Annotated in this window: 18 protein-coding genes and 2 pseudogenes; 12 read left to right on the top strand and 8 right to left on the bottom strand. The window is 70.8% G+C overall.

Features of this window, described 5'->3' with window-relative positions; translation table 11 throughout:
* Window positions 1–340: 340 nt before the first annotated feature.
* The 4 genes and pseudogenes from CEG14_RS26790 to CEG14_RS26645 form a co-directional block, all read left to right on the top strand.
* A pseudogene (locus CEG14_RS26790) lies at window positions 341–1,786 on the top strand (CpaF family protein); the annotation flags it as partial.
* A 291-nt stretch (window positions 1,787–2,077) separates the two neighbouring features.
* Entirely contained in the window at window positions 2,078–2,926 is an 849-nt protein-coding gene (locus CEG14_RS15180; RefSeq protein WP_094827153.1) for a type II secretion system F family protein, read from the top strand.
* A gap of 52 nt (window positions 2,927–2,978) precedes the next feature.
* Entirely contained in the window at window positions 2,979–4,031 is a 1,053-nt protein-coding gene (locus tag CEG14_RS15175) for a type II secretion system F family protein (RefSeq protein WP_256985728.1), read from the top strand.
* A pseudogene (locus CEG14_RS26645) lies at window positions 4,028–4,273 on the top strand (DUF192 domain-containing protein); the annotation flags it as partial. The gene CEG14_RS15175 and the pseudogene CEG14_RS26645, both read left to right, overlap by 4 nt.
* Window positions 4,274–4,279: 6 nt before the next feature.
* Here the strand turns inward: CEG14_RS26645 and CEG14_RS26640 are convergent.
* Together CEG14_RS26640 and CEG14_RS15165 are read right to left on the bottom strand one after the other, a co-directional pair.
* Window positions 4,280–5,083: a BPSS1780 family membrane protein gene (locus CEG14_RS26640; RefSeq protein ID WP_255032361.1), complete on the bottom strand. Its 804-nt coding sequence runs from the start codon at window positions 5,081–5,083 to the stop codon at window positions 4,280–4,282.
* Window positions 5,084–5,147: 64 nt separating this feature from the next.
* A complete protein-coding gene (locus CEG14_RS15165) occupies window positions 5,148–6,116 on the bottom strand; it encodes a homoserine kinase (RefSeq protein ID WP_094827152.1) in 969 nt (322 codons plus the stop codon).
* A gap of 251 nt (window positions 6,117–6,367) precedes the next feature.
* Between CEG14_RS15165 and dusA the strand changes: the two genes are divergently transcribed.
* Complete coding sequence (dusA, locus tag CEG14_RS15160) at window positions 6,368–7,381, top strand: tRNA dihydrouridine(20/20a) synthase DusA (RefSeq protein WP_094827151.1); 1,014 nt, start codon at window positions 6,368–6,370, stop codon at window positions 7,379–7,381.
* 173 nt (window positions 7,382–7,554) lie between these two features.
* Here dusA and CEG14_RS15155 read toward each other — a convergent pair whose 3' ends face one another.
* Window positions 7,555–8,004, bottom strand: a complete 450-nt coding sequence (locus CEG14_RS15155) for a rhodanese-like domain-containing protein (RefSeq protein WP_094827150.1) — start codon at window positions 8,002–8,004, stop codon at window positions 7,555–7,557.
* Window positions 8,005–8,130: 126 nt separating this feature from the next.
* Between CEG14_RS15155 and ftrA the strand changes: the two genes are divergently transcribed.
* Window positions 8,131–9,126: a transcriptional regulator FtrA gene (ftrA, locus tag CEG14_RS15150; protein WP_094827149.1), complete on the top strand. Its 996-nt coding sequence runs from the start codon at window positions 8,131–8,133 to the stop codon at window positions 9,124–9,126.
* 166 nt (window positions 9,127–9,292) lie between these two features.
* Here ftrA and CEG14_RS15145 read toward each other — a convergent pair whose 3' ends face one another.
* Window positions 9,293–9,760 carry a CBS domain-containing protein gene (locus CEG14_RS15145; protein ID WP_094827148.1) on the bottom strand — a complete coding sequence of 156 codons (468 nt, stop codon included), beginning with the start codon at window positions 9,758–9,760 and terminating at the stop codon, window positions 9,293–9,295.
* A gap of 44 nt (window positions 9,761–9,804) precedes the next feature.
* A complete protein-coding gene (locus CEG14_RS15140) occupies window positions 9,805–11,187 on the bottom strand; it encodes a YihY family inner membrane protein (RefSeq protein WP_094827147.1) in 1,383 nt (460 codons plus the stop codon).
* 17 nt (window positions 11,188–11,204) lie between these two features.
* Here CEG14_RS15140 and CEG14_RS15135 point away from each other — a divergent pair, with 17 nt between their 5' ends.
* The 3 genes from CEG14_RS15135 to CEG14_RS15125 all read left to right on the top strand — a co-directional run bounded on the left by CEG14_RS15135 (window position 11,205) and on the right by CEG14_RS15125 (window position 13,969).
* Window positions 11,205–11,576 (top strand): DUF2069 domain-containing protein, encoded by a 372-nt coding sequence (locus tag CEG14_RS15135; RefSeq protein WP_094827146.1) that lies wholly within the window; start codon window positions 11,205–11,207, stop codon window positions 11,574–11,576.
* Window positions 11,573–13,072 (top strand): protein adenylyltransferase SelO, encoded by a 1,500-nt coding sequence (locus CEG14_RS15130; protein ID WP_094827145.1) that lies wholly within the window; start codon window positions 11,573–11,575, stop codon window positions 13,070–13,072. Before CEG14_RS15135 ends, CEG14_RS15130 begins: the two co-directional genes overlap by 4 nt.
* A 159-nt stretch (window positions 13,073–13,231) precedes the next feature.
* Window positions 13,232–13,969 (top strand): response regulator transcription factor, encoded by a 738-nt coding sequence (locus CEG14_RS15125; protein ID WP_094827144.1) that lies wholly within the window; start codon window positions 13,232–13,234, stop codon window positions 13,967–13,969.
* Between the two features lie 67 nt (window positions 13,970–14,036).
* On the opposite strand, the gene CEG14_RS15120 is transcribed toward CEG14_RS15125, so the two are convergent.
* Window positions 14,037–16,778 carry an EAL domain-containing protein gene (locus CEG14_RS15120; RefSeq protein WP_256985726.1) on the bottom strand — a complete coding sequence of 914 codons (2,742 nt, stop codon included), beginning with the start codon at window positions 16,776–16,778 and terminating at the stop codon, window positions 14,037–14,039.
* Between the two features lie 277 nt (window positions 16,779–17,055).
* On the opposite strand from CEG14_RS15120, the gene CEG14_RS15115 reads away from it, so the two are divergent.
* The 3 genes from CEG14_RS15115 to CEG14_RS15105 all read left to right on the top strand — a co-directional run bounded on the left by CEG14_RS15115 (window position 17,056) and on the right by CEG14_RS15105 (window position 20,441).
* A complete protein-coding gene (locus tag CEG14_RS15115) occupies window positions 17,056–18,429 on the top strand; it encodes a putative bifunctional diguanylate cyclase/phosphodiesterase (RefSeq protein ID WP_094827142.1) in 1,374 nt (457 codons plus the stop codon).
* Window positions 18,430–18,467: 38 nt separating this feature from the next.
* Window positions 18,468–19,526 (top strand): chorismate synthase, encoded by a 1,059-nt coding sequence (gene aroC / locus CEG14_RS15110; protein ID WP_094827141.1) that lies wholly within the window; start codon window positions 18,468–18,470, stop codon window positions 19,524–19,526.
* A 72-nt stretch (window positions 19,527–19,598) separates the two neighbouring features.
* Window positions 19,599–20,441, top strand: a complete 843-nt coding sequence (locus CEG14_RS15105; protein ID WP_255032412.1) for a M48 family metallopeptidase — start codon at window positions 19,599–19,601, stop codon at window positions 20,439–20,441.
* A gap of 70 nt (window positions 20,442–20,511) precedes the next feature.
* Here CEG14_RS15105 and CEG14_RS15100 read toward each other — a convergent pair whose 3' ends face one another.
* Window positions 20,512–20,937, bottom strand: a complete 426-nt coding sequence (locus CEG14_RS15100) for a polyhydroxyalkanoate granule-associated phasin (RefSeq protein ID WP_094827140.1) — start codon at window positions 20,935–20,937, stop codon at window positions 20,512–20,514.
* Between the two features lie 359 nt (window positions 20,938–21,296).
* Window positions 21,297–23,339 (bottom strand): bifunctional diguanylate cyclase/phosphodiesterase, encoded by a 2,043-nt coding sequence (locus CEG14_RS15095; RefSeq protein WP_094827139.1) that lies wholly within the window; start codon window positions 23,337–23,339, stop codon window positions 21,297–21,299.
* Window positions 23,340–23,345 lie beyond the last annotated feature (6 nt).

The raw sequence follows: 23,345 nt of genomic DNA, 5'->3' as shown, positions 1-23,345 counted from the left end.
GGCGACTGTCCCGTCCGTGCCCCTGCCGGCCGCGCCTCTGCCGGCCGCGCCTCTGCCGGCCGCGCCTCCGCCGGCCGCGCCCATCCCTGGGGCGGCCATTCCGGATGCGCCAGGCGCGGCGGCGCCCGTCTCGGGGGCGTCCAGCCGTGTGCCCGCAGACCCACCGCAAGCCAGCGAGTCCGCACCCCTCGGCCAAAACCGCAGCGCGCAGACGCCCCAAGACGACGCTCTAGCGCAGCGCTCACCCGCGTCATCCGACGGGCCGGCAGGCCACGCGGCGGCAGGCGTTGCCATTGCACGGGCGGCCGGCCTGCGCGACGGCCTGCCGCGCGGTGGCTCCCTCGGCGCCGCGGCCCTCGAGAGCGAAGCCTGCCCCTCGCTCGGCGTCGCCCACCCTTGCCTCGGCCGCACTGACGGAGGATGCGGCGGCCGAGGCAAGGGCACTTGCGGCGGACCCGCCCCGATCACGCCGGAGATTCGCGCGTTGCGCGTGCGTCTGCACGCCGAGCTGCTCGAGCGGCTGGAGCTGCGGCGGCGTGATGTGGCGGGCATGAGCGACGCGGTGTTGCGCGAACAGGCGGCCGCGCACATGCGGTCGCTCGTGGTCGAGCTCGAGGCAGAGCGGCAAGCTGCAGCGCGCGCCGCTCCGGGCGGCGCCGCGCCTTCCGGAGGCGGCACCGATGCGGCTGCGCAGGCCGGCGATGGCCCGCACTCCCGCGGTGCGGCACCCGTGCGTGGGTCCGGGCTGCCAGAGGCGCTCGATCTCGCGCGGCTCTCGGCCGACGTGCTCGACGAGGCGTTGGGGCTGGGCCCGCTCGAGGCGCTGCTGGCGGATCCCACCGTGACCGAGATCATGGTGAATCGTTTCGATCGCATCTACGTCGAGCGCGCCGGCCGCATCGAGCATCACGCCGCCGAGTTCAGCGGCGAGGCCGCCGTGCGCGGCGTGCTGGAGCGCATCGTGGCGCCATTGGGGCGGCGCGTCGATGAATCGGCGCCGATGGTCGATGCCCGGCTGGCCGATGGGTCTCGTGTCAATGCCGTGATCCCGCCCATTGCCCTGGGCGGCGCGGTGATCACGATCCGCAAGTTTCCGCAGCGGCGCTGGCGCATGGCCGACCTGGTCGCGGCGGGTGCGCTCGACGCGGCCATGGCGGCGTTTCTGCAGCATGCGGTGCGCACGCGCCGCAGCATCGTCGTGTCCGGGGGCACGGGGGCTGGCAAGACCACCTTGCTCAACGTGCTCTCGGATGCGATTCCCGAGGGCGAGCGACTGATCACGATCGAAGACGCCGCCGAGCTGCGGTTGGCGCATGCGCACCGGATTGCCCTGGAGGCCCGACCGGCGAATGCCGAAGGGCGCGGTCGTATCGAGATCCGGGATCTGGTGCGCAATGCGTTGCGCATGCGCCCGGACCGCATCGTGGTGGGTGAGTGCCGGGGCGCGGAGGCGTTCGACATGCTGACCGCCATGAACACAGGCCACGAGGGCTCGCTCACCACTTTGCACGCCAATTCGCCGCGCGATGCGCTCGGCCGCCTGGAGTCGATGGTGTTGATGGCGGGCCTCGACCTGCCGCTGCCGGTGGTGCGCGATTATGTCGCCTCCAGCGTCGACCTGGTGGTGCAGCAGAGCCGGCTCGCCTCCGGGCTGCGCGTCATCACGGATATCGTCGAAATCACTGGCATCGAGAGCGGCTGCATCCAGACGCAGGCGCTGTTTGTCCACGACGCGCGCCGCGGCTTTGTCGCAACCGATGCGCTCGCGATGTCGCCCGCGCCCTGGCGCGTGCAGGCCGATACCCTGCTTGACGCGGTCGATGCGACGGCTGCCGGTCGGGCGTTCGGCATGCCTGTCGCAGGCGATCCGGTTGCCACCATCACCGCCGCCATGGCTGCGGCCAACGCGACTTCGGACGCGGCTTCGTACGCGACTTCAAACATGGCTTCGGACATGGCTTCGGATACGACACGCGCCGCGACAAAGGGCGCCGCGACGTCGGCCGCTGCGCAGCCGCTCGCGGCGAGTGCTGGCGCCGCCACGACGGCTCGCGCCGCAGCGGCATGGTGAGCGGCGATGTGGTCGTGGCTAGCCGTCGTGGGGGCCTTGCTGGCGGCGGGTGGGCTGGCCTGGCAGGCCAGCGTCTGGGTGGGGCCCGCGGCGCAGCAATACCGCGCAACCTACACCCGGTCCGCCGGGTTGGGGCTGGCGGAGCTGTTTCTGTTCATCGACCCGGCCCGGCTCTTCGGCGTGGCGCTGTTGTTCGCAGCGCTCTCGGCGTTGCTGGTGCTCATCCTCACCGGCGATGCCATGATGGCAGTGGCGGGCGGGGCGATCGCCGTGCATGTGCCGCACCGCCTGTTGCGGCGCCTGCGGGCGCGGCGCGTGCAGCGCTTCGAGCATCAACTGCCGGGCGCGCTGTTGTCCCTGGCCGGCGCCTTGCGTGCGGGCGCGAGCCTGAGCCAGGGCCTGCGTCATCTCGCCGAGCTGAGCGAGCGCCCGGTGTCGCAGGAGTTCGGCCTGATGTTGCGCGAGCAACGACTCGGGGTGACATTCGACGAGGCGCTGCAGCGCTTGCGCCATCGCATGCCCACCGACGCGGTGCTGCTCGTGACGGCCGCGTTGCGGGTGGCGTCGGCCAGCGGCGGCAATCTGGCCGAGACGCTCGACAACATCGCGCAGACGCTGCGGCTGCGCCAGCAGTTGCAGGGCAAGTTGCGCGCGCTCACCGCGCAGGGCCGGATGCAGGCCGGGCTGTTGGCCGGCATGCCGGTGCTGGTGGGCTTTGCGCTCTACCAGCTCCAGCCGGAGGAGATCGCACCGCTGTGGCAGACGCCCGGCGGCTGGGCCGTGTTGGGCGTGATGCTGGTGCTCGAGGCCGTCGGCCTGCACCTGATACGCCGGATCCTGCAGATCCGGGCGTGAGGGGCCAGCGCGCGGGCCTGTCCCGTTCGCCCCTCGTGATGCGGGGCGCGTCATGAGCTTCGTGCCGCTGGCCTGGCTCGCCAGCGTGCTCGCCGGGGGCGTCGCCGCGCTGCTGGGCGCGATGGCGTGGCGCCTGTTGCGGCGCCTGGCCGGCCGGCCGCGCCGGCCCGACCCCGCGCCCGCCGAATTGCCGCGCTGGTGCCGCGCCAGCTGGCCGTTGTGGCGCGCGCTGTGCGAGCGCTGCGATCGCAGGCTGACCTGGCAGAGCCGTCATCGGCTGCGCATCGGTCTGCTGCGCGCGGGCATGTCGGCCGCCGTGCCGCATGCCTTGCCGGTCGCGTTCATGGTGGTGATGTCGGTCGGCGCCGGGGCGCTGGCGCTCACGCTGCTGGTTTTGCCGGCCGGCACGGTCGACCCCCGCGCGGCGGGCGGGCAGGGCGACGACCCCGCGGCCGAGCGGGCGGGCGGCAGTGTTTCGACCGCGCGGGCGGACGGCGCCGACGCCGCCGCGCCGGCGGGCGTCCCGGAGGCAGGCCCCGCAGCCTCGGCGAACGGCGTCGGACCCGGGCGGGTGTTCGCCCTGACGGCAGTGGCCATGCTTGCGGCGGGCAGCTGGCCGCTGCTGTGGCTGCGGCGACGGGCGGCCACGTTGCGCCGCCATGCCGACCAGGACCTGCCGTTCCTGCTCGACCTGATGGTGTTGTGCGTGGAGGCCGGGCAGAGCGTGAATGGGGCCTTGAGCCTGATGCACGAGCACGCGCCGCCCGGGGTCTTGCGCCATGCCCTGGCCGCGGCGCTGGCCGACATGCGGGCGGGGATGCCGCGCCAGCAGGCGCTGACCCATCTCGCGGCGCGCCTGGCCGCGCCCGGCGTGGGCGCCTGGGTGGCCACGCTGATCCAGGCGGAGCAGAGCGGCGCGAGCCTGGGCCCGGTGTTGCGCGGGCTGGCCGCGCAGCAGCGCGCCGATGTCTTTCAGCGGGCGGAGGAGGCTGCGATGCAGGCGCCGGTGAAGATGCTGCTGCCGCTGGTGCTGTGCATTTTTCCGTGCACCTTCATCGTGCTCGCCTTCCCGATCCTGCGGCAGTTGGCGCCGCTCTTTCGATGACGGGGCCGGGCGCTGCGGCCGCGCCCGGGGCCGACCGCTTGCGGCTGGTGCGTGCGCGAGGGTGGCGGGGCCGGCTGCGTGGCCTGCTGGGGCGGCGTCGGCCGTTGGGCCGTCGCACCGGGTTGTGGCTGGCGCCCTGCCGGGCGGTGCACACGATCGGCATGCGCTATCCGATCAGCGTCGCCTTCATCAGCGACGCGGGGCGCGTGCTCCGGTGGGTGCCGGTGCTGCGCCCCTGGCGCATGGCGTCATGCGTGCGCGCTGTGGCGGTGGTCGAGATGCGCGTGGGGGTTATCGATGCCGAACACGGAGGTATAGGCAGGATAGAAGCTGCAATACAGGATGCCGCCCGCCGCGATGTTGAACGGGATCTGCAGCGTGTTGGCCAGGTTGGCCGGAATGCCCATCCACACCAGGATGCCGGCGCACAGGTCGATGAACAAGAAGATCAGGATCCAGGCGGCGCCGTAGACCATGAAGGGCCACTTGTTGCGCCAGCAGGCGATGCCCGAGAAAAACAGGGCCTGGCGCAGGCGCAGGCCGTGCCAGGCGACCAGCACCGGCGCGTGCCAGAACAGCGCGGCGATGATCACGTAGAGCACCGCGAAGATGAAGAGCGGCACGCGCATGGCCAACACGAACGGCGTGAGGTCGTTTTCCACCGACGCGGCGCGCAGGCCGGCCGTGAGGGCATCGGAGAAAGGCAGGAAGCTGACCAGGCCGGCCAGCAGGCTCACCACGGCATAGGCCACGCCCATGACCAGCAGCTTGCGGAACACGCCCGGGAGCTGCAGCGCCTTGGGCCACATGGAGGGCAGCATGACGCGGTCGGCCTCGATGTGCTTGCAGGCGGCCAGCGTCATCACAGTGATCGCGGGCATCAGCGCCACGAACAGCAGCGGGCCGACGGGCGGCGTCACGGTGGCGAACACCACCAGCAAGCTGATGAACATCGCCCAGAAGAAGATGGCCAGGGGCTGCTTGGCGAACAGCCTGAGGCCGTCGCGTACCCATTGCCAGCCGTAGGATGCGGGGAGGGATGCTGCTTGCATAGGTCTCGTCAGGGGGAGGAGCCGGGGACGGAACGCTTACTCATCATTATGCTGACCTGAGCTTTCAGGGCAAGACGGGAAGTGCACTTCGGTGGCGTGCTTGCAACACTCGCTCGAAATGACGTGGGTCGTGCGGCTTGAGCGTCTGCGCCGGGCGCGGCAAAAAGAAGTCGAACAGGCGCGACAGCCAGAAGCGCAGGGCGGCCGCGCGCAGCATGGTCGGCCAGGCCTCGCGCTCGGCGTCCGTGAAGGGGCGCTCGGCGGCATAGGCGGCCAGCCAGGCCTCGACCAGCTCGGGCACGAACTCGCCGGTCTCGCGCACGATGCACCAGTCGTTCACGCTCACCGCCACGTCGAACAGCCAGGAGTCGCAGCCGGCGAAGTAGAAATCGATGAAGCCGCCCATGAGCGGGTCGTCGAAAGTGCCGGCAAACAGCACGTTGTCGCGGAACAAATCGCAGTGGGCCGGGCCGCTGGGCAGTTGCGGCCACAGCGAGCTGGCGGCGGCGGTCTGTTGCGCTTGCAGCTCGCTTTGCAGCAGCGTGGCCTGCTCGGGCGTGAGGAACGGCAGCACCTTGGGCGCGGTCTGTTCCCACCAGGGCAGGCCGCGCAGGTTCGGCTGTTGCAGGGGATAGTCCTGGCCGGCGAGGTGGGTGCGGGCCAGGGTGGCGCCCGCCAGCGCGCAGTGGCGCGGGCCCGGGGCCGGCTCATAGCCGCCCGGCAGGCGCGACACGATGGCCGTCGGTTTGCCGTGCAGGGTGGTCAGGCGGGTGCCGTCTTTCAGGGTCTGGGGCTGGGGCACCGGAATGCCGCGGCTCGCCAGGTGGTGCATCAGCTCGATATAGAACGGCAGTTGCTCCTGGGTCAGCACCTCGAACAGCGTCAGCACGTACTCTCCCCGCGTCGTGTGCAGGAAGAAATTGGTGTTTTCAATACCGGCGGTGATACCCCGCAGGGAGATCAGCTCTCCCAAGTCATAGTGCGCCAGCAGGGCGCGCGCGTCTTGCTCGGATACGAGGGTGAAAACGGCCATTGATCGGTGACGGGGCTGAAGTTGACGTACAGGCGGGCCTGGCGGGGGCGGGCCGGCGCATCGCGCGGCTCCGCAGCGCCGCAATTTTAGACCACGCGAGGCCCGGCCCGGATCAGCGGGCCACCGAACAGAGATCCACCCAGAGATCCACCCGCACGCGCGGGCCGCAGGCGGCGCCGGCCGGGGCCATTCCCGCGGACGGTCACAGCCCGGTAAAATAACGCAAGTCCTTGTTTTTTCATGAGCGATTCTTGACCTCTCCCGATTGGCGGCTGTGCGTCGCCCCGATGATCGACGTGACCGACCGCCACTGCCGCTACTTCCACCGGCTGCTGGCGCCGCGCGCGCGTCTGTACACCGAGATGATCACCACCGGTGCGCTGCTGCATGGCAACGTGGCGCGGCACCTCGATTTCGACGCGGCCGAGCATCCCGTGGCGCTGCAGCTCGGTGGCAGCGAGCCCGATGCGCTGGCGCAGGCGGCCCGGATGGGCGAGCAGTGGGGCTACGACGAGATCAACCTCAACTGCGGCTGTCCGTCGGAGCGCGTGCAGCGGGGCTCGTTCGGCGCCTGCCTGATGGCCGAGCCCGACCTGGTGGCCGACTGCATGAAGGCGATGCAGGACGCCGTCAGCGTGCCGGTCACGGTCAAGCACCGGCTCGGTCTCGACTACGACGAGTCGTACGCCTTCGTGCGCGACTTCGTGGGCAAGATCTACGACACCGGCTGCCGCGTGTTCGTCGCGCACGCGCGCAACGCGGTGCTCAAGGGCCTCTCGCCCAAGGACAACCGCGAGATCCCGCCGCTGCGCTACGACGTGGTGGCGCAGCTCAAGCGCGACTTTCCGGATTGCACCATCGTGCTCAACGGCGGTCTGGCTGATGCGGCGCAATCCGTGCACGCTGCCGGGCAGTTCGACGGCGTGATGCTGGGCCGCGCGGCCTGGCACAATCCGCGCGTGCTGTCCGAGGTGTCGATGCAGTTGTGGCCGTCGGTCCGCCTGCCTTCGGATGCGCAGGTGGTCGATGCCATGACGGCCTACGCCGCCGACCAGGTGGCGCGCGGCGTGCCGCTGCGCGTGATCACGCGGCCCATGCTGGGCCTGGTCAACAGCCAGTCCGGTGCACGGCGCTGGCGCCGCCTGCTGTCGGATCCGACGCGCCTGGCGGCAAACGATCCCGCCCTGATCTACGAGGCCTGGCGCAGCCTGCGCAACGGCCCGCGCGAGCCCCAACTGCTCGACGATCCACTCGCGGCCGCCTGAGGCCTGCCGGGCAGAACGCCGGCGCGGCCTCGGCCTGAGCCCGCATCCCCCCGGGGCGCCCCTTCATGTCGGGCGCCCCGTTCGTTTCGGGCAGCGCCTTTCTTTCGGGCGCCCGCGGCGCCTGCCCCGCCGGCTCGAGCATGCCAGCCTCGCGCGCCGTCCCGGCGGCGGCCTCAGGACGGCGCCACCGCGCGGTCCGCATTGCGGCCTTCGGCCGCGTCCGCGCTCGTGGCGAGGTCGAAGCCCTCGTCGAGCCAGCCCGTCACCCCGCCGATCATGAGCTTCACCGGACGCCCCAGTTGCGCCAGGCGCAGCGCGCCGCGCGTGGCGCCGTTGCAGTGCGGGCCCGCGCAGTAGGTGACGAACAGGGTGTCGGCCGGATAGTCGACGAGCTTCGATTCGACGATCTTGCCGTGCGGCAGATTCACCGCCCCGGGCACATGGCCCTGCGCATACAGCGCCGGGCTGCGCACATCCAGCAGCACGAACCCGGGCGTGCCGCTGGCCAGCGCGCTGGCCACATCGGAGCAATCGGTTTCGAACTGCAGCGAGGCGCGAAAGTGGGCGAGGGCGGCCGCGGCGTCGGCGGCAGGGAGGGCGGTGACGGCATTGGTGGTCGACATGGGCGAACTCTGTTTCAAGGGGGCTGGAAAGTGGACGGGCCCGATGCGCCGTCCAGGTGCCCATTCTGGCGCCGGACCCGGCCGCGGATAAGTGGCGTGAATGCCAATGTCCGGTAACATTACGCCATGAAAAAGCATCTCGTCGTCGCGTTGGCCTACGACCGGCTGTGCACCTTCGAATTCGGCTGCGTGACCGAACTCTTCGCGCTCGAGCGTCCCGAGCTCGGGGTCGACTGGTATCGCTTCGCGGTCTGCGCGATCGAGCCCGGGCCGCTGCGCGCCGCGGGCGGCATCACGGTCGCCGCGCCCTACGACCTCAAGCTGCTCGATCGTGCGGACACGATCGTGATCCCGGGCTGGCGCGATGCAGACGAACCGCCGCCCGAGCCCCTCCTGAAGGCGCTGCGCCGCGCGTACCGGCGCGGCGCGCGGCTGTGCTCGATCTGCTCCGGTGTGTTCGTGCTGGCAGCGGCCGGCGTGCTCGACGGGAAGACCGTGACGACCCACTGGCGCTATGCGGCGACGCTGCAGCAGCGCTATCCGCTGGTGCGCGTCGAGCCGGACGCGCTGTATGTCGACGCGGGGCAGGTCATCACCTCGGCGGGCTCGGCGGCGGGGCTGGACATGTTGCTGCATCTGGTGCGGGGCGATCACGGCGGCGCGGTGGCGAATCGCGTGGCGCAGCGGCTGGTGGTGGCGCCGCATCGGGAGGGCGGGCAGGCGCAATTCGTGCCGCGCCCCATGCCGCAGGACGAAAGCGGACGCCTGACCCGGCTGATGGACTGGATGCGCCAGCATTGCGCCGAGGCGCACACCCTGCGCTCGCTGGCCGACCGCGCGGCGATGAGCCCGCGCACGCTGCAACGGCAGTTTCACGACGCCACCGGCATGGCGCCCTATGAATGGCTCGTGCGCGAACGCGTGGCGGCGGCGCGCGAGATGCTCGAGGTGCCGACCCCCTTGCCGATCGGCCGCATCGCCGAGCTGGCGGGGTTCGGCTCCGAGGAGTCGCTGCGGCGGCACTTCCGCCGCATCGTGCTGACCAGCCCCAGCGCGTATCGCGAGCAGTTCGGCCACGCCGCGGTCGCGCAACGACACGCCGCGCGCAGCGCGGCCTCGTGAGGCGGGCGTCGGGCCGGCGCTCGCCATCGTGGCGGGTGCGGAGGGAGATCGCGATGCGCGCCATCCGCGTCCCGCCCGGCCGCCCCGCTGGCTGCGCGTGTTGGCCTGAAAAACAATGGGGCGCCGCCAGGGCGCCCCATTCGGAATTCGCAGCGAAGGCAGGCCGTCAGGGCTGCTTGTCTTCGGCGCCCGCGCTTTCCATGGGCCAGTCGCGGATGTAGGCCTTCAGCATGTTGTTTTCGAACTGCTGGGCGGCCACGATCGCCTGCGCCATGTCGTAGAACGAGATCACGCCCATCAGGGTCGGGCCGTCCATGACCGGGATGTAGCGCGCGTGCTTCTCCAGCATCAGGCGCTGGACCTCGTCGGCGCTGGTGTTGGGCGAGACGCTCACGGGGGCGTCGTCCATGATGGCGCGGATGGTGGTGTCGCCGAGCTTGCCGTCGGCGGCGTGGATGCAGCGGATGATCTCGCGGAACGTGAGCATGCCGGTGAGCATGCCGGATTCCATGATGACCAGCGAGCCGATGTCTTGCTCGCTCATGGTGCGCACCGCCACCGACACCGGGGTGTCGGGCGATGCGGTGTACAAGGTGTCGCCCTTGACGCGCAGAATTTCGCTGACTTTCAACATGGTGATTCTCCTGGGGCGCACGGCCCGCCTATGCCTGTCTCGGATCAGCCCTTGTTGGCCCTGCCCGGGTCGGGTAACCGTTTTGCGGTGTCGAGCGGCAGAATGGCCACGGTGCCGGGATCGGCCGTGGGCGTGGCGGGTTGCGCCGAGTCTATGCCGTTATTGTGCGACAGCTCGATCAGATCTGCCAGCGTGGGCGCATTGTCGCGCTGCAGCAAACGCTGCGCGAGGGTCTCGATGCGCGGGTCTTCGCGCACGCGCCGCTGGTTGCGGTCGAGCAGGAAGCGGTCGGCCAGCGGGGCCAGCGAGGTGTCGCGCGGATCGCAGGCCAGCACCCAGCGCTGCTCGGCGGTGCGCGCCACCATGCCGAGGCTGTTGAGCGCTTCCAGCACGTCGTTGAGCTCGTCCTGGTGCAGGCGCAGCAGGCGCGAGAGATGGTTCGAGCTGCGGCCGGCGGGCAGGGTGCCCTGCGCGCGCACCAGCGTTTCGAGTACGCCCAGCGCGTCGATGAACGCGGCACCCGCCGCGCGGTTGATGTCCCAGCGGCCCATGCGGATCATCGGCGCCGTGGCCGCGACCGTGGCGCCGAACAGGATGGAGAGCCACGAGAGATAGATCCACAGCAGGAACACCGGCAGCGTGGCGAAGGCGCCATAGATGATGGTGTAGGCGGGAAATCGCGTCAGGTAGTACGCGAACGCCGACTTCATGATTTCGAGCAGGATGGCCGCGCCGAAGCCGCCGGTCAGCGCGTCTTTCCAGTAGACGTGGCGGTTGGGCACCACCACGAACAGCGCCGCGAAGGCCAGGCCCGTGAGCAGCAGCGGGATGAACGAGATCGCCAGCGACACGAGCTCGGGCACGTCTTTCACCAGGCCGAGCGACTCGCGCGCCACGAACGAGGTGGCCCACAGGCTCGCGCCAGCCACCACCGGGCCCAGCGTGATCACGGCCCAGTAGACCAGGGCGCGCTGCGGCAGGGGGCGCTGGCGGGTGACGTGCCAGATGTCGTTGAAGGTCTTGTCGATCGTCATGATCAACAACAGCGAGGTCACGATCAGGAAGGCGCCGCCGATCGCCGTCAGGCGCGAGGCCTGGCGCGCGAACTGGTTCAGGTAGTCCATGATGTTGTCCGAGACGGACGGCGGCATCAGGCTGTTGGTGAGGAAATCCTCGAGCGCCACGCGGAATTCCTGGAACACCGGAAAGGCGGTGAACAGCGACAGCACCACGGCCAGCATCGGCACGATGGCGAGCACGGTGGTGAAGGTGAGGCTGGAGGAAACCTGGAGCAGGCGTTCTTCGTCGGCGCGATGGGCCGCGAAACGGACGATCTTGAGCACGCGTGCCGGCCAGGACGACCGGACGGGGCGGGGAGTGGCGGGCGGAACCGCCCCTGGCTGATGGGTCTCGGCGGGGTGCTCCATCAGGCGATAATAGCAGCATGACCGCCGAACTCAATCCGAACCTGCGCCGCCTCGCGACCGCGTCGTTGCTGGCTTTGATCGTGCTGTGCGTTGCCTGGGAGCTGTGGCTGGCGCCGCTGCGTCCGGGCGGTTCCTGGCTGGTGCTCAAGGCCCTGCCGCTGGTGGCGCCGTTGCGCGGCATCGCCCGGGGCCGGCTCTATACCTATCAGTGGGCCAGCATGATGATGCTGCTCTACGTCATGGAGGGCGTGGTGCGCGCCACCTCGGATCCCGGCGCGGCAGCTGCCTTGCTGGGAGCGGTCGAGGCCATTCTGGCCACGGTGTTCTTCCTGAGCGCCATTTTCTACGTGAGGCCGGCCAAGCGCGCGGCCCGGGAGCGCCGCGCATGACCCAGCCATCCACATCCCCCACCGCCGCCGGCCTGCGGCTCGACCAGCTCAGCACCGACAACAGCTTCGCGGCGCTGCCGCCCGACTTCTATACCCGCCTGCAGCCGCGGCCGCCGTCGGCGCCGCGCCTGCTGCACGTCAACACCGAGGCGGCCGCCCTGATCGGGCTCGACCCGGCGGAGCTCGGCACGCAGCGCTTTCTCGACGTGGTGTCCGGCCATGCGCCGCTGCCCGGTGGCGACACGCTGGCCGCGGTCTACAGCGGCCATCAGTTCGGCGTGTGGGCCGGCCAGCTGGGCGACGGCCGGGCGCACCTGCTGGGCGAGGTCCGCGGTCCGCAGGGTAACTGGGAACTGCAGCTCAAGGGCGCCGGCATGACGCCGTATTCGCGCATGGGCGACGGCCGCGCGGTGCTGCGCTCGTCGGTGCGCGAGTATCTCGCCAGCGAGGCCATGCAGGGCCTCGGCATCCCCACCACCCGGGCGCTGGCCATCACCGTGTCCGACGATCCGGTGGTGCGCGAGACCATCGAGACCGCCTCGGTGGTGACCCGCATGGCGCCCAGCTTCGTGCGCTTCGGTTCGTTCGAGCACTGGTCGTCGCGGCGCCAGCCCGAACAGCTCCGGATCCTGGCCGACTACGTGATCGACCGGTTCTACCCCGCCTGCCGCGAGGCGCCGGGCGAGCATGGCCCGCTGCTGGCCCTGCTCGAGGCGGTCACGCATCGCACCGCGCTGCTGATGGCGGGCTGGCAGTCGGTCGGCTTCTGCCACGGCGTGATGAATACCGACAACATGTCGATCCTGGGCCTGACGCTGGATTACGGCCCATATGGCTTCATGGATGGTTTCGCGCTCAACCACATCTGCAACCACACCGACACCCAGGGCCGCTATGCCTGGGACCACCAGCCCTCGGTGGCGCTGTGGAATCTCTATCGCCTGGCGAGCAGCCTGCACACGCTGGTGCCCGACGCCGATGCGCTGCGCGGCGTGCTCGACGGCTACGAGGCCATCTTCACCAGCGCCTTTCACGACCGCATCGCGGCCAAGCTCGGGCTGGCGCAATGGCAGCCCGACGACGCGGCGCTGCTCGATGACCTGCTGCGGCTGATGGACACCCATCACGCCGACTTCACCCTGAGCTTTCGCCGCCTGTCCGACGCGGTGCGGGGCGAGCCGCAAGGCTTCGCTGACCTGTTCATCGACCGCGCGGCGGCGCAGGCCTGGTACGCGCGGCTGGCGGCGCGGCACGCGCAGGAGGCGCGCGAGCCCGCCGAGCGGGCCGCCGCGATGGACCGCGTCAATCCGCTCTATGTGCTGCGCAATCACCTGGCCGAGCAGGCCATCCGCGCCGCGGCGCGGGGCGACGCCAGCGAGATCGACCGGCTCTTCACGCTGTTGCGCGCGCCATTCGAGGCGCGCCCGGGCTTCGAGGCCTATGCCGGGCTGCCGCCCGACTGGGCCGCCGGCATCGAGGTGAGCTGCTCTTCCTGACCGCACGCTGACGCTAGGGCGCCACGATTGGACACACTTCGCGCGTGTCCCGTGTCCGTTCGCGCGCAAATCGTTGCATCACGGGTAAAATTTGTCACATCATCAACGGCCTGTGATGTGTTATTTCATCAAGGGGCCATATCGAAGTAAGGGGAAGCCATGCTGGCTGCCGACGGATTGTTGCGTATTGGTCTGCTCGAAGACGATGAAGACTTTCGCGAAGAGTTGGCCCTGGGTCTGGGTGGCTATGGGTTCAATGTGGTTTTCGATTGCGCGGACGCGGCGTCGTTCTACCGCAATCTCCAGTCCCAACCCTGCGATATCGTCATCCTCGACGCCAACGTGCCGGGCGAAGACGGCTTCTCCGTCGCGACCCGCCTGCGGGCGCTCAGCCCCATGGGCATCGTGATGCTGACCGGCCGGGGCGCGCTCGAAGACCGCGTGCGCGGCCTGGAAGGCGGCGCCGACGTCTATCTCACCAAGCCGGTCGATCTGCTCGAGCTCAGCTCGGTGATCCGCAGCCTCGCGCGCCGCATGCGCCTGGCGCGCGGCGGCGCGGCGGCCGCGGCGGCCTCCAGCCAGGCGGTGGCCGAGGCCGGCCGGCCCTCGGCACAGTGGTCGCTGCAGGAAGGCGGCTGGGTGCTGGTGGGCCCGGAAGGGGTGTCGCTGCACCTCAACGCGCAGGAACGCATCTTTCTCATGACCCTGATCGACAGCGCCGGCAAGGCGGTCACGCGCCAGGTGCTGGCCGAGATCATCCAGCCCGAGAATCCCGACGATTTCGAACCGCGCCGGGTCGACGTGATGGTCAGCCGGCTGCGCGCCAAGGCGCAATCGGCGGGCTTCAAGCTGCCGGTGTTGTCGGTGCGCGGCCAGGGCTACGTGTTCGCGGCCTGAGCGGCGGCAAGCTCAAAAAAAAGCGGCGCCCGCGGGCGCCGCTTTTTCTTGCCCGGTCCCGGGCGGGTCAGCCGCGCCGGCCGGCCGCCGCCGGCGTGGGCAGGGCGATCACGAAGCGGGCGCCCTGGCCGGGCTGGGTCTGCACGGTCAGCGAGCCGCCCTGGCTGATGCAGATCTGGCGCGCCAGGTGCAGGCCCAGGCCGCTGCCCGGCGTCTCGCGATGGGCCGCGCGGCGGAAGTGCGGCTCGAAGATCTGCTCGGCGTCGGCCTCGTCGATGCCGCTGCCCTGGTCGGTCACGGCCAGCCAGGCCAGCGCGCCATGCGCGCCGCTCGACAGCCCCGCGTCGATCTGGATCGACTTGTCGGCCGGCGAATACTTGATCGCGTTCTGGATCAGGTTGCGCAGCACCAGCCCGGTCAGCAGCGGGTCGCACAGCACCGGCACGTGCGGCTCGGTGTTGACCACCAGCAGGTGCGCGGTGTCGGGCTGGATGCTGGCGGCCGTCTCGCGCACCAGCTCGCCCAGGTCGCAGGATTCGGGGCGCGGCGTGAGCGCCTGGTCGTGCTGGCGCTGCGGGCTGAGCACCGTGTCCAGCATGTCGATCATGCGAGTTACCGCGCGGCGGATGCGGGCGAGCCGGCTGTCGACCTCCTGGCCGCTGCCGGCCAGGATGGTCTCGAGCGATTGCGCGGCGGCGCTGATGGTGGCGGCCGGCGTGCGCAGCTCGTGCGACAGCAGCGAGTGCATCTGGCGCTGCGCCTGCAGCGCGCCCGCCAGCTCCGACAGGCGCTGGTCGGCCTGCTCCTGGCGCTTGCGCGACACGCCGCTGCCGCTCAGCGGCCAGGCGGGCAACGCGGCCTCGCCGCTGCCGGCCCCGGCGCCGTCGGCCGCCGGTGCGTGCACGGCCAGCGTGTCGGCGGCGGGCGGCGCGGCCTCGATCTCGTCTTCATCGTCGAGCGCGTGCAGCGTGGATTCGTTGATCTCCTCGGCCTCGAGCACGACGAAGCCGAGCGAGCCGAGCAACTCGCGGATGGCCTGGTCGGGGGCGTGCTGCGCGTACGCGGGCACGCCCAGCGTGCGCGCGGTCTGCGCGACCGTGGCGGCGAGATGGCGGTTGCCGGGGCTGGCGGCGAGGCTGTGCACGAAGCTGCCGCCGATCTTCAGATAGGCCAGCGGCAACTGGTGCAGGCGCTCGAGCGCGGCGAACTGTTCGGACAGACGGCGCACGCCCACGCGCGCACCCGCCGACGCGGCGATCTCGCACAGCGCCTGCACGCCCTCGAAGTAATCGACCAGGCCGTGCGCATCGATCTCGAGCACCAGGCGGCGCGCCAGCGCCGGCCGGTCTTCGAGCAGGCGCCGCAGGCGCTGGCGGAACGAGGGCTGATCGAGCGAGGCGGGGGCCAGCTGCACCGCGAGCTCGCCCGGCGCGCCGACCTGCTGGTCGAGCGCCAGCCGCACCGACTGGATGTCGCAGTCGGCGGCCAGGCCCAGGCGGCTGGCCGGCGGCATGAACTGCGACGAATGGATCGGCTCGGTCGCGCCGGGATCGCGCAGCCACAGGGTGGCCTTGTAGTGCATCACGTTGCCGAGCGTGTCGCGGCGGGTCTCGCGGCGCAGGAAGAAGCGATGCTCTTCGAGCGCGCGCACCAGGATGTCCTGCCAGCTGTATTCGCCGTCGACGCGCGTGGCGCTGCTGTCGTCGGCGAGCTGCAGCTCGTCGCTGTTGGAGATCTCGGCGCGCATCAGCGCGTGATCCAGGCGGGCGAGCACGGTACCGACCTGCTCGTTGGCGCGATAGGCGGTGAGCGCGAGCGCCCAGCGGCACCACTGGCCGGTCTTGAGCGGCAGGCGGCGCAGCCGCAGCTCGCGCCGGATGTGTTCGGCCAGCTCGCGCGCGGCCCGGCCGCTGCCGTCGGGCAGCAGGGCGGCGAAGTCCGAGCCGTTGATGCGCGCCAGCATGCTGCCGACGCCGCCGTTGCTGCTGAGCGTCTGGCTCAGGTGCGTGGCGGTCAGGCGCAGCCATTGATCGGTGGCCTCGTGATGCATGTGGCGGTTGATCTCTGCCATGTCGCGCTGGCGGAAGATCAGCACGTGGCCGGCCGGATTGCCCTGGCCCGGCGCGCGCAGCGCATTGCGGAACACGTCGAAGAACACGCGCCGGTTCATCAGGCGCGTGACGGCGTCGTAGCGGGCTTCGTTTTCGAGGGCCGCGATGCGCTCGTCGCGCTCCGCGAGCTGGCGTTGATGCTGGGCGTCGCGCTCGTCGAGCGCGCTGTGGACGGCGCCGAAGTCGCCGCGCTCATCGCCTGCGGCGGCCTGGCTGCCGGCCTGGCGCACGTGTTCGGCCAGCCGGGCCACCGGGCCCGCTTGCCAGCGCCGGCGGCCGGCGCGCAGATTCCACAGCAGCCACGCGGCGGCCGCCACGCCCAGCAACAGCAGCAGGCCCGCCGCGTGCCAGAGCGCCGGCGGCGGCGCCAGGGGCAGGGCGCCCACCACCACCTCGCCCTGGCGCGCGCCGTCCGCGCTGCGCCAGGGCGCGCGGGCAAGGGTGCGGGTGGCCGAGGCCGCCGTGTCGGGCAGCGTGAGCGCGAGGCGCTCGTTCTCGAAGATGGCCACGCTCATGCCCTGCGGCAGGGCGAGACGCGGCGCGGCAGCGGCGGGCGCGGCGCCCTGATCGAGCACCGTGGCGTAAGCGCGTGCGATCAGGTCGGCATGCTCGCGCTGGCCATCGAGCGCGATGCGCCAGCCGGACCAGGCGCCGAGCGCTTGTGCGCCGATCCAGAGGGCGAGCAGCGGAGGCAGCACCGCCCGGGCGAGACGTGGGAGCAAAGGCATCGAGGGGGGAGAAAGAAGGGCGCGCGCCCGGCTTCGAAGATGTTTCCCAGTGTAGTGATTTTTCTCAACATACGAATCAAAACATTGCCGGCGGGACGGACGGCCTAATCGCTTTCCCGGATTCGAGCGCCTTTATGCAGAAACCGGCGCTAAATATCCGGTTGAATTCGTATCAAATCATGCATAATCCCGCTGATACCCGTGACGGTGTCTGACACCGGCGCTGTACTCGCGAGAAGGGGGCTCCGTGGGATTGGATGACCTGGTGGGACAGAGTCTGCTGCCGGGAGTGGCTTTTGCCGCCACACTGATTTTCTTTGTATGTAGAGAGTATCGATTGCGTCGCCGCCTGGCGCGCGATTCGCTTACGGGCGCGCTCACGCCCGACTCACTGCGCCAGAAAGTCGAGCGCAGCATGCGCCGCAGCGGCGCCATCGCCACGCAAGATACCGTGTTGCTGGTCAAGCTGATCCAGCACCCGTCATTGTCGGCCATGCTCAACATGGCCGACAACAAGACCCTGCTCGCCATGGTCGCGCAGCGCCTGCACGAGCTCTCCGACGACTTTCTGGTGGCGCGCTACTCCACCGATTCCTTCATGGTGTGGGCGCCCGACGTCGAGGCCTGGCAGATCGCCGAGCTCGCGCCGCACATCCTCGAACAGCTGTCCTGGCCCTACGAGTTGCGCGGGCAACCCCTGATCGTGGGCTTCCGGCTGTCGGCCGCGCTCTATCCCGAGCACGGCGCCGACTTCGACGAACTCGAGCGCAGCCTGCACATCGCCATGCTGCAGCTCGACGAAGGCGGCCCGGCATGGAACCTGTTCGAGCCGGCCATGCTGGAGCGCCAGCGTCATTTCCAGGGCCTCGAACACGACCTGCGCGTGGCGCTGGCCTCGTCGTCGATGGATCAGTTCGAGGTGCACTACCAGCCCGTCTGCGACACCGACTCCGGTGTGATACAGGGATGCGAGGCGCTACTGCGCTGGCACCATCCGGTGCATGGCGACGTGTCGCCACTGGTGGTGATCGAGCTGGCCGAACGCACCGGGCTGATCGTGGCGCTGGGCGCGTGGGTGCTCGAGACGGCCTGCGCCCGCGCCGTCACCTGGCCGGCGTCGTGGATCCTGCACGTGAACGTGTCGGTGCGCCAGATGTATGCCGACGAGCTGCCGCTGCAGGTGGCGCACGTGCTGGCCAACAGCCGGCTGTCGCCGCATCGCCTCGTGCTCGAGATCACCGAGTCGGTCTTCATCCTGCAATACGAACGCCACGTCGCCACCCTCAATGCGCTGCGCGCCCGCGGCGTGCAGGTGGCGCTCGACGACTTCGGCGCCGGCTACTCCAGCCTCACGCACCTGCGCCGCCTGCCGATCGACTGGGTCAAGCTCGACCGCGGCTTCGTGGCGGAGATCGAGTCGGACGTGGTCAGCCAGGAGCTGGTGTCGGCCCTGATGGGCATGTGCCGGGCCCTGGGCCTGATGGTGGTGGCCGAGGGCGTCGAGACCGAGGCCCAGCGCGACATCCTGAGCCGCATGGGCTGCCGTTACATGCAGGGATTCCTGCTCGGCCGGCCCGTGCCGGCCCACCAGATACGGATTCTGGCGGCGTCGGTGTCATAATCTGGGCTGGCATCAACCCCGCTTCCCAGAAAAATCCCATGTCCGGCAATACCTTAGGCACTCTCTTTACCGTTACCAACTTCGGCGAGTCGCACGGCCCCGCGATTGGCTGTGTGATCGACGGATGCCCGCCCGGACTGCCGCTGGAAGCGGCCGACATCCAGCGCGAGCTCGACCGCCGCCGTCCCGGCACGTCGCGCCACGTCACGCAGCGCCAGGAGGCCGACCAGGTCGAGATCCTGTCCGGCGTGTACGAGGGCGTCACGACCGGCACGCCGATCGGGCTGCTGATCCGCAACACCGACGCGCGCAGCAAGGATTACTCGAACATCGCCGACACCTTCCGTCCGGGCCACGCCGACTACACCTACTGGAGCAAGTTCGGCGTGCGCGATCCGCGCGGCGGCGGCCGCTCGTCGGCCCGCCTGACGGCGCCCACCGTGGCGGCCGGCGCCGTGGCCAAGAAATGGCTGGCGAGCGAATTCGGCGTGCGGGTGCGCGGCTACATGAGCCAGCTCGGCCCGATCGAGATCCCGTTCGAATCCTGGGATGAAGTGCCCAACAACGCGTTCTACGCGCCCAATGCCGGCGTGGTCGAACAGCTCGAAAACTACATGGACGAACTGCGCCGCGATGGCGACTCCATCGGCGCGCGCATCGAAGTCGTGGCCGAAGGCCTGCCGGCCGGCTGGGGCACGCCGATCTACGACCGCCTCGACGCCGACATCGCCCACGCCATGATGGGCCTGAACGCCGTCAAGGGCGTGTCGATCGGCGCGGGCTTCGCCAGCATCGCGCAGCGCGGCTCGGAGCACGGCGACGAGATCACCCCCGACGGCTTCCTGTCCAATCACGCCGGCGGCGTGCTGGGTGGCATTTCCACCGGCCAGCCCATCACCGTGTCGCTGGCGATCAAGCCCACCTCCAGCATCCGCGTGGAGCGCCGTTCCGTGAACCGCGCGGGCGAGCCCACCGTGGTGCAGACGCTCGGCCGGCACGATCCCTGCGTGGGCATCCGCGCCACGCCGATCGCCGAGGCGCTGCTGGCGCTGGTGCTGATCGACCACGCGCTGATCCATCGCGGCCAGTGCGGTTGAAGCCCCGGGCTTTGCCCGCGCGCCACGCGCCCTGACTGCCCCTGACCCCCGCCGGAGACCCTCATGACGCCTATGATGAATCCCTCGCCCTGGCTGCGCCGCGCCGCCCTGGCCGCCGCGGCCACCGCGCTGGCCATCCTCACCGGTTGCGCCAGCGTCAATACCACCCAGTCGGGTTCGGTCGGGGTCGACCGCAAGCAATACATGTCGAGCCTGGTGCCCGAGCAGCAGCTCAACCAGGAAGCCGCGCAGCAGTATTCCGAGATCATCCAGGAAGCCCGCAGCAAGAACCTGCTCGACCGCGATGCGACCCAGGTCAATCGCGTGAAGGCGATCTCGCAGCGGCTGATCGCGCAGGTCGGCGTGTTTCGTGCCGACGCCGCCGGCTGGCCCTGGGAAGTGCACGTGCTGTCGGTCGATGAGGTCAACGCCTGGTGCATGCCGAGCGGCAAGATCGCGGTCTACACGGGCCTGCTGAGCAAGGTCAAGCCCACCGACGACGAGCTCGCGGCGGTGCTCGGCCATGAGATCGCGCATGCGCTGCGCGAACATGCGCGCGAGCGGGTGTCGCAGCAGATGGCCACCAGCATCGGCCTGCAGGTGCTGTCGATGGCCACCGGCTCGTCGGCCGCCTCCGACCTGGGCGGCAAGCTCAGCGAGGTGATGTTCACGCTGCCCAACAGCCGCACCCACGAGACCGAGGCCGACCGCATGGGCGTGGAGCTCGCCGCGCGCGCGGGCTTCGATCCGCGCGCCGCGGTGACGCTGTGGCAGAAAATGGGCGCGGCGGCCGGCGGCGATTCGCCGCCCGAATTCCTCTCCACCCACCCCTCGGCCTCGACCCGCATCAGCGAGTTGCAGGCCACCTCGCAGCAGGTGTTGCCGCTCTACGAGCAGGCGCGCGGCAAGCGCTGAGCGCGCCGCGGCCCCGCGCGGGCGCGGGCTAATGTCTCAACACGGCCGGGTCTTCCGGCCGTGTTGCTTTTCAGCGCTTGCCGCCGATCGGCAGCAACGGCGTCGTGGCCAGGCGGCGGGCGTTGGCCGTGGCCTTGGCGTGAATCGGCGCCAGGCCACGGCCCATCGCGGTGAGGCCGGCGCGCTGCCATTGCCGCATCACGTCTTCGGTGCGGCGCGTGCCCAGCCAGGGCATGAAGCAGGCCGACCAGTACTGCATCGCGATGGTCTGGCTGCTGACCACGCCGGACCAGAACATGGCGTTCCAGGCCTGCGCGAAGGCGCCGACCTTTTCCATGCCCATCAACGTGAATTCCTTGCGGTCGCGCGGCGACCAGGTGGGGCCGGCGAGGGCCAGCCGCGCCAGGCGGTGCGCCATGACCTGGGGCGTGGCGAGCGCGAGCTCGGCGGCGTTGCGGGAGAGCGTGGCGGCGTTGCCGCGGCGTCGGGATGCCATGGGGAGCTCCTCGGTGAGCCGCCCGGGCCTGCGCCGGGGGCACGATTGCGCCGGCGCCGCCGCGAGCGGGCGGGGCAGGCTCGCCACGCAAGCGCCGTGCCGGACGGGGCGCGCGCAGGGGGCGACTGCAGGGGGCCTGCAGAGGGCGCCCGCGGGGGCACCCGCAGGGTGGCGCGCGCAGGGGGCGGCAATCGGGGCGCGAGCGGGGGGCGAGCGGGGGGCGAGCGGGGGGCGAGCGGGGGGCGAGCGGGGGCCGTCCGCAGGGTGGCCGCAGGCGCGCCGGCACAAGGCACCGGCACAAGGGACCGGCACGAGGCACCGGCGCGGCGCGCCGGCACGGGTGATCGTGCAGGGACGGCTCAGTCGCCCTGGTTCTGCGGCATGACGCCGGGCCCGCGCATGACGTCGATGCCCAGGCCCGACAGGATGCGGCGCGTCGCCGCGTCGGGCACATCCTCCGCGTAGACCTCGATGCCCAGGCTGCGCGCCGTCTGCAGCACGGAGGCCGTGAGCTGTTGGCTGCCGGGGCTTTGCGACATGCCGCCCACGAAGCCGCCGCCCAGCTTTACATAGGCGAGCGGCACGGTGTGCAGCTGCGCCACGGCGGCGAACTGCTGGGCCAGGCGGCGCAAGCCCAGCCGCGCGCCGGCATGGTTGAGCACCCGGCCCAGGGCGGCGACGTCCTGCGGCGCCTCGACCAGGCCGTGCGCGTCTACCTCGACGAACAGTCGCGCGGCCAGCGCCGGCTGCGCCTCGAGCCGGTCGGCCAGGTGGGTCAGGAAGGCGGGGCTGCGCAGCGAGGGCAGGGCGATGCGCACCGCCAGCTCGCCCGGATGTTCATCCAGCCACGCCAGGCCCAGCGCCACGGCCTCGAGGTCGCACTCGGCCACGAGGCCGAGTCGCACCGCCGGCGGGATGAACAGCGTGGCGTGCAGGGGCGGGCGGCCGTCGACGTCGTGCAGCATCAGGGTCGCCTCGGTGCGCACCGGCACCCCCTGCGCGGTGACCAGCGGATCGGTGGCCAGGCCGAAGCGATGGTCGGCCAGCGCGGCCGAGAGCGTGCCTTGCCAGGCCAGCTTGCCGGCCTCGGACGGCCCCTGCGCATCGGTCTCGTCGACCAGCACCACGTGGTCGTCGCCCGCGCTCTCGGCCCGCATCAGGCCGAAATCGAGGCGGCCCAGCACCGTGCTGGCCTGTGCGGGGCCGGCGTGCGTTGCGCCGGTCTGCACCGCGCCCGTCTGCACCGCGCCCGTCTGCACGGCGCCGGTCTGCACCGCGCCCGTCTGCACCGCACCCACATAATCCGCGAGGGCGAGGGCCCAGCGGCACAGGTGGCCTTCGCCCACCGGGATGCGCGAGGCGTGCAGGTCGGCGCGCACCGCCTCCGCGATGGCCAGGGCCTGCGGCGCGGCGCGGCCGGGCAGCAGCACGCCGAAGTCGGAGCCGTTCAGGCGGCCCACCAGCGAGGGCGCGGCCTGCATGCGTTGCAACGTGGCGAGCACGCGGTCGCAGGTGCTGCGCAGCCATTGGTCGATGAACTCGCGCGGCAGGTGGCGATTGAGATCGGCCAGGTCGCGCTGGCGGAAGATGAGAATGTGGCCGCCGGACGCGCCGCTCGCGCCGGTCTCGAGCAGGCGCCGCATCTCGTTGAGGAAGTATTTGCGGTTGGTGAGGCCGGTGACCGGATCGAGATTCACCTCCAGCTCGAGCGACTCGATCTTGGCGTTCTGTTCTTCGACGCTGGCGTGGATGCGTTCGCGCGTCTGGTTGAGCGCGTCCACCACGTCCGACAGCTCCGGCACGCGCACCGCGACCTGGCCGGCAGGCGCACCCTGGCCGATGCCGCGCACGTGTTCGCTGATCTCGCGCAGCAGGCGGTTCTTGATCCAGCGCACCAGGGCGAAGGCGAACAGCGCCCACAGCAGCCCCGCGCCCAGAATCAGCGCGGCGATGCGCAGGCTGCCCTGCCACAGCGACTGCCAGGCATAGGCGTCGTTGGCCTGCAGCGTGACCGTGCCGATCTGGGTCCAGCCGTCGCTCACCGCGTGGGTGGCAGGCGCCGCGTCGAGCGGTGCGATCGAGCGGAACCAGGCCGGCACCTCGGGCGCGCCGGCCGGCGACTGGCGTTCGATCAGCACCTTGCCGTTCGGGTCGGCCAGTCGCACCAGCGAGAAATGCCCGCCGTCGTAGAGCGCCGACACCAGCAGCTCCTGCACCACCGGATCGTTGTTGGCCGGTTGCGACAGCGAGAGGGCGAGCGAGACGGCCGCGTCGCTGCTCTGCACCCGCAACTGGCCCGACAGGTATTCGCGCGCCGCGTTGACGGTGAGCGCCAGCGCGCCGAGCAGGATGACGGCGATGGCCAGGGTGACGCTGAGCAAGAGCTGTCGAAGTATGGACATGGTTGT

Source organism: Bordetella genomosp. 1 (assembly GCF_002261335.1).
Taxonomy (GTDB): domain Bacteria; phylum Pseudomonadota; class Gammaproteobacteria; order Burkholderiales; family Burkholderiaceae_B; genus Bordetella.
Note: the sequence above shows the minus strand (reverse complement) of the source record. Positions and strands in the feature narration are given on the sequence as shown.

Coding starts and splice junctions, on each gene's coding strand:
- CEG14_RS15135 (WP_094827146.1), top strand. CDS start 11,205: ATGACCGCCGAACTCAATCCGAACCTGCGCCGCCTCGCGACCGCGTCG.
- CEG14_RS15175 (WP_256985728.1), top strand. CDS start 2,979: ATGAGCTTCGTGCCGCTGGCCTGGCTCGCCAGCGTGCTCGCCGGGGGC.
- CEG14_RS15105 (WP_255032412.1), top strand. CDS start 19,599: ATGATGAATCCCTCGCCCTGGCTGCGCCGCGCCGCCCTGGCCGCCGCG.
- CEG14_RS15095 (WP_094827139.1), bottom strand. CDS start 23,339: ATGTCCATACTTCGACAGCTCTTGCTCAGCGTCACCCTGGCCATCGCC.
- CEG14_RS15165 (WP_094827152.1), bottom strand. CDS start 6,116: ATGGCCGTTTTCACCCTCGTATCCGAGCAAGACGCGCGCGCCCTGCTG.
- CEG14_RS26640 (WP_255032361.1), bottom strand. CDS start 5,083: ATGCAAGCAGCATCCCTCCCCGCATCCTACGGCTGGCAATGGGTACGC.
- CEG14_RS15125 (WP_094827144.1), top strand. CDS start 13,232: ATGCTGGCTGCCGACGGATTGTTGCGTATTGGTCTGCTCGAAGACGAT.
- ftrA (WP_094827149.1), top strand. CDS start 8,131: ATGAAAAAGCATCTCGTCGTCGCGTTGGCCTACGACCGGCTGTGCACC.
- CEG14_RS15100 (WP_094827140.1), bottom strand. CDS start 20,937: ATGGCATCCCGACGCCGCGGCAACGCCGCCACGCTCTCCCGCAACGCC.
- CEG14_RS15140 (WP_094827147.1), bottom strand. CDS start 11,187: ATGGAGCACCCCGCCGAGACCCATCAGCCAGGGGCGGTTCCGCCCGCC.
- CEG14_RS15155 (WP_094827150.1), bottom strand. CDS start 8,004: ATGTCGACCACCAATGCCGTCACCGCCCTCCCTGCCGCCGACGCCGCG.
- CEG14_RS15130 (WP_094827145.1), top strand. CDS start 11,573: ATGACCCAGCCATCCACATCCCCCACCGCCGCCGGCCTGCGGCTCGAC.
- aroC (WP_094827141.1), top strand. CDS start 18,468: ATGTCCGGCAATACCTTAGGCACTCTCTTTACCGTTACCAACTTCGGC.
- CEG14_RS15145 (WP_094827148.1), bottom strand. CDS start 9,760: ATGTTGAAAGTCAGCGAAATTCTGCGCGTCAAGGGCGACACCTTGTAC.
- CEG14_RS15180 (WP_094827153.1), top strand. CDS start 2,078: ATGTGGTCGTGGCTAGCCGTCGTGGGGGCCTTGCTGGCGGCGGGTGGG.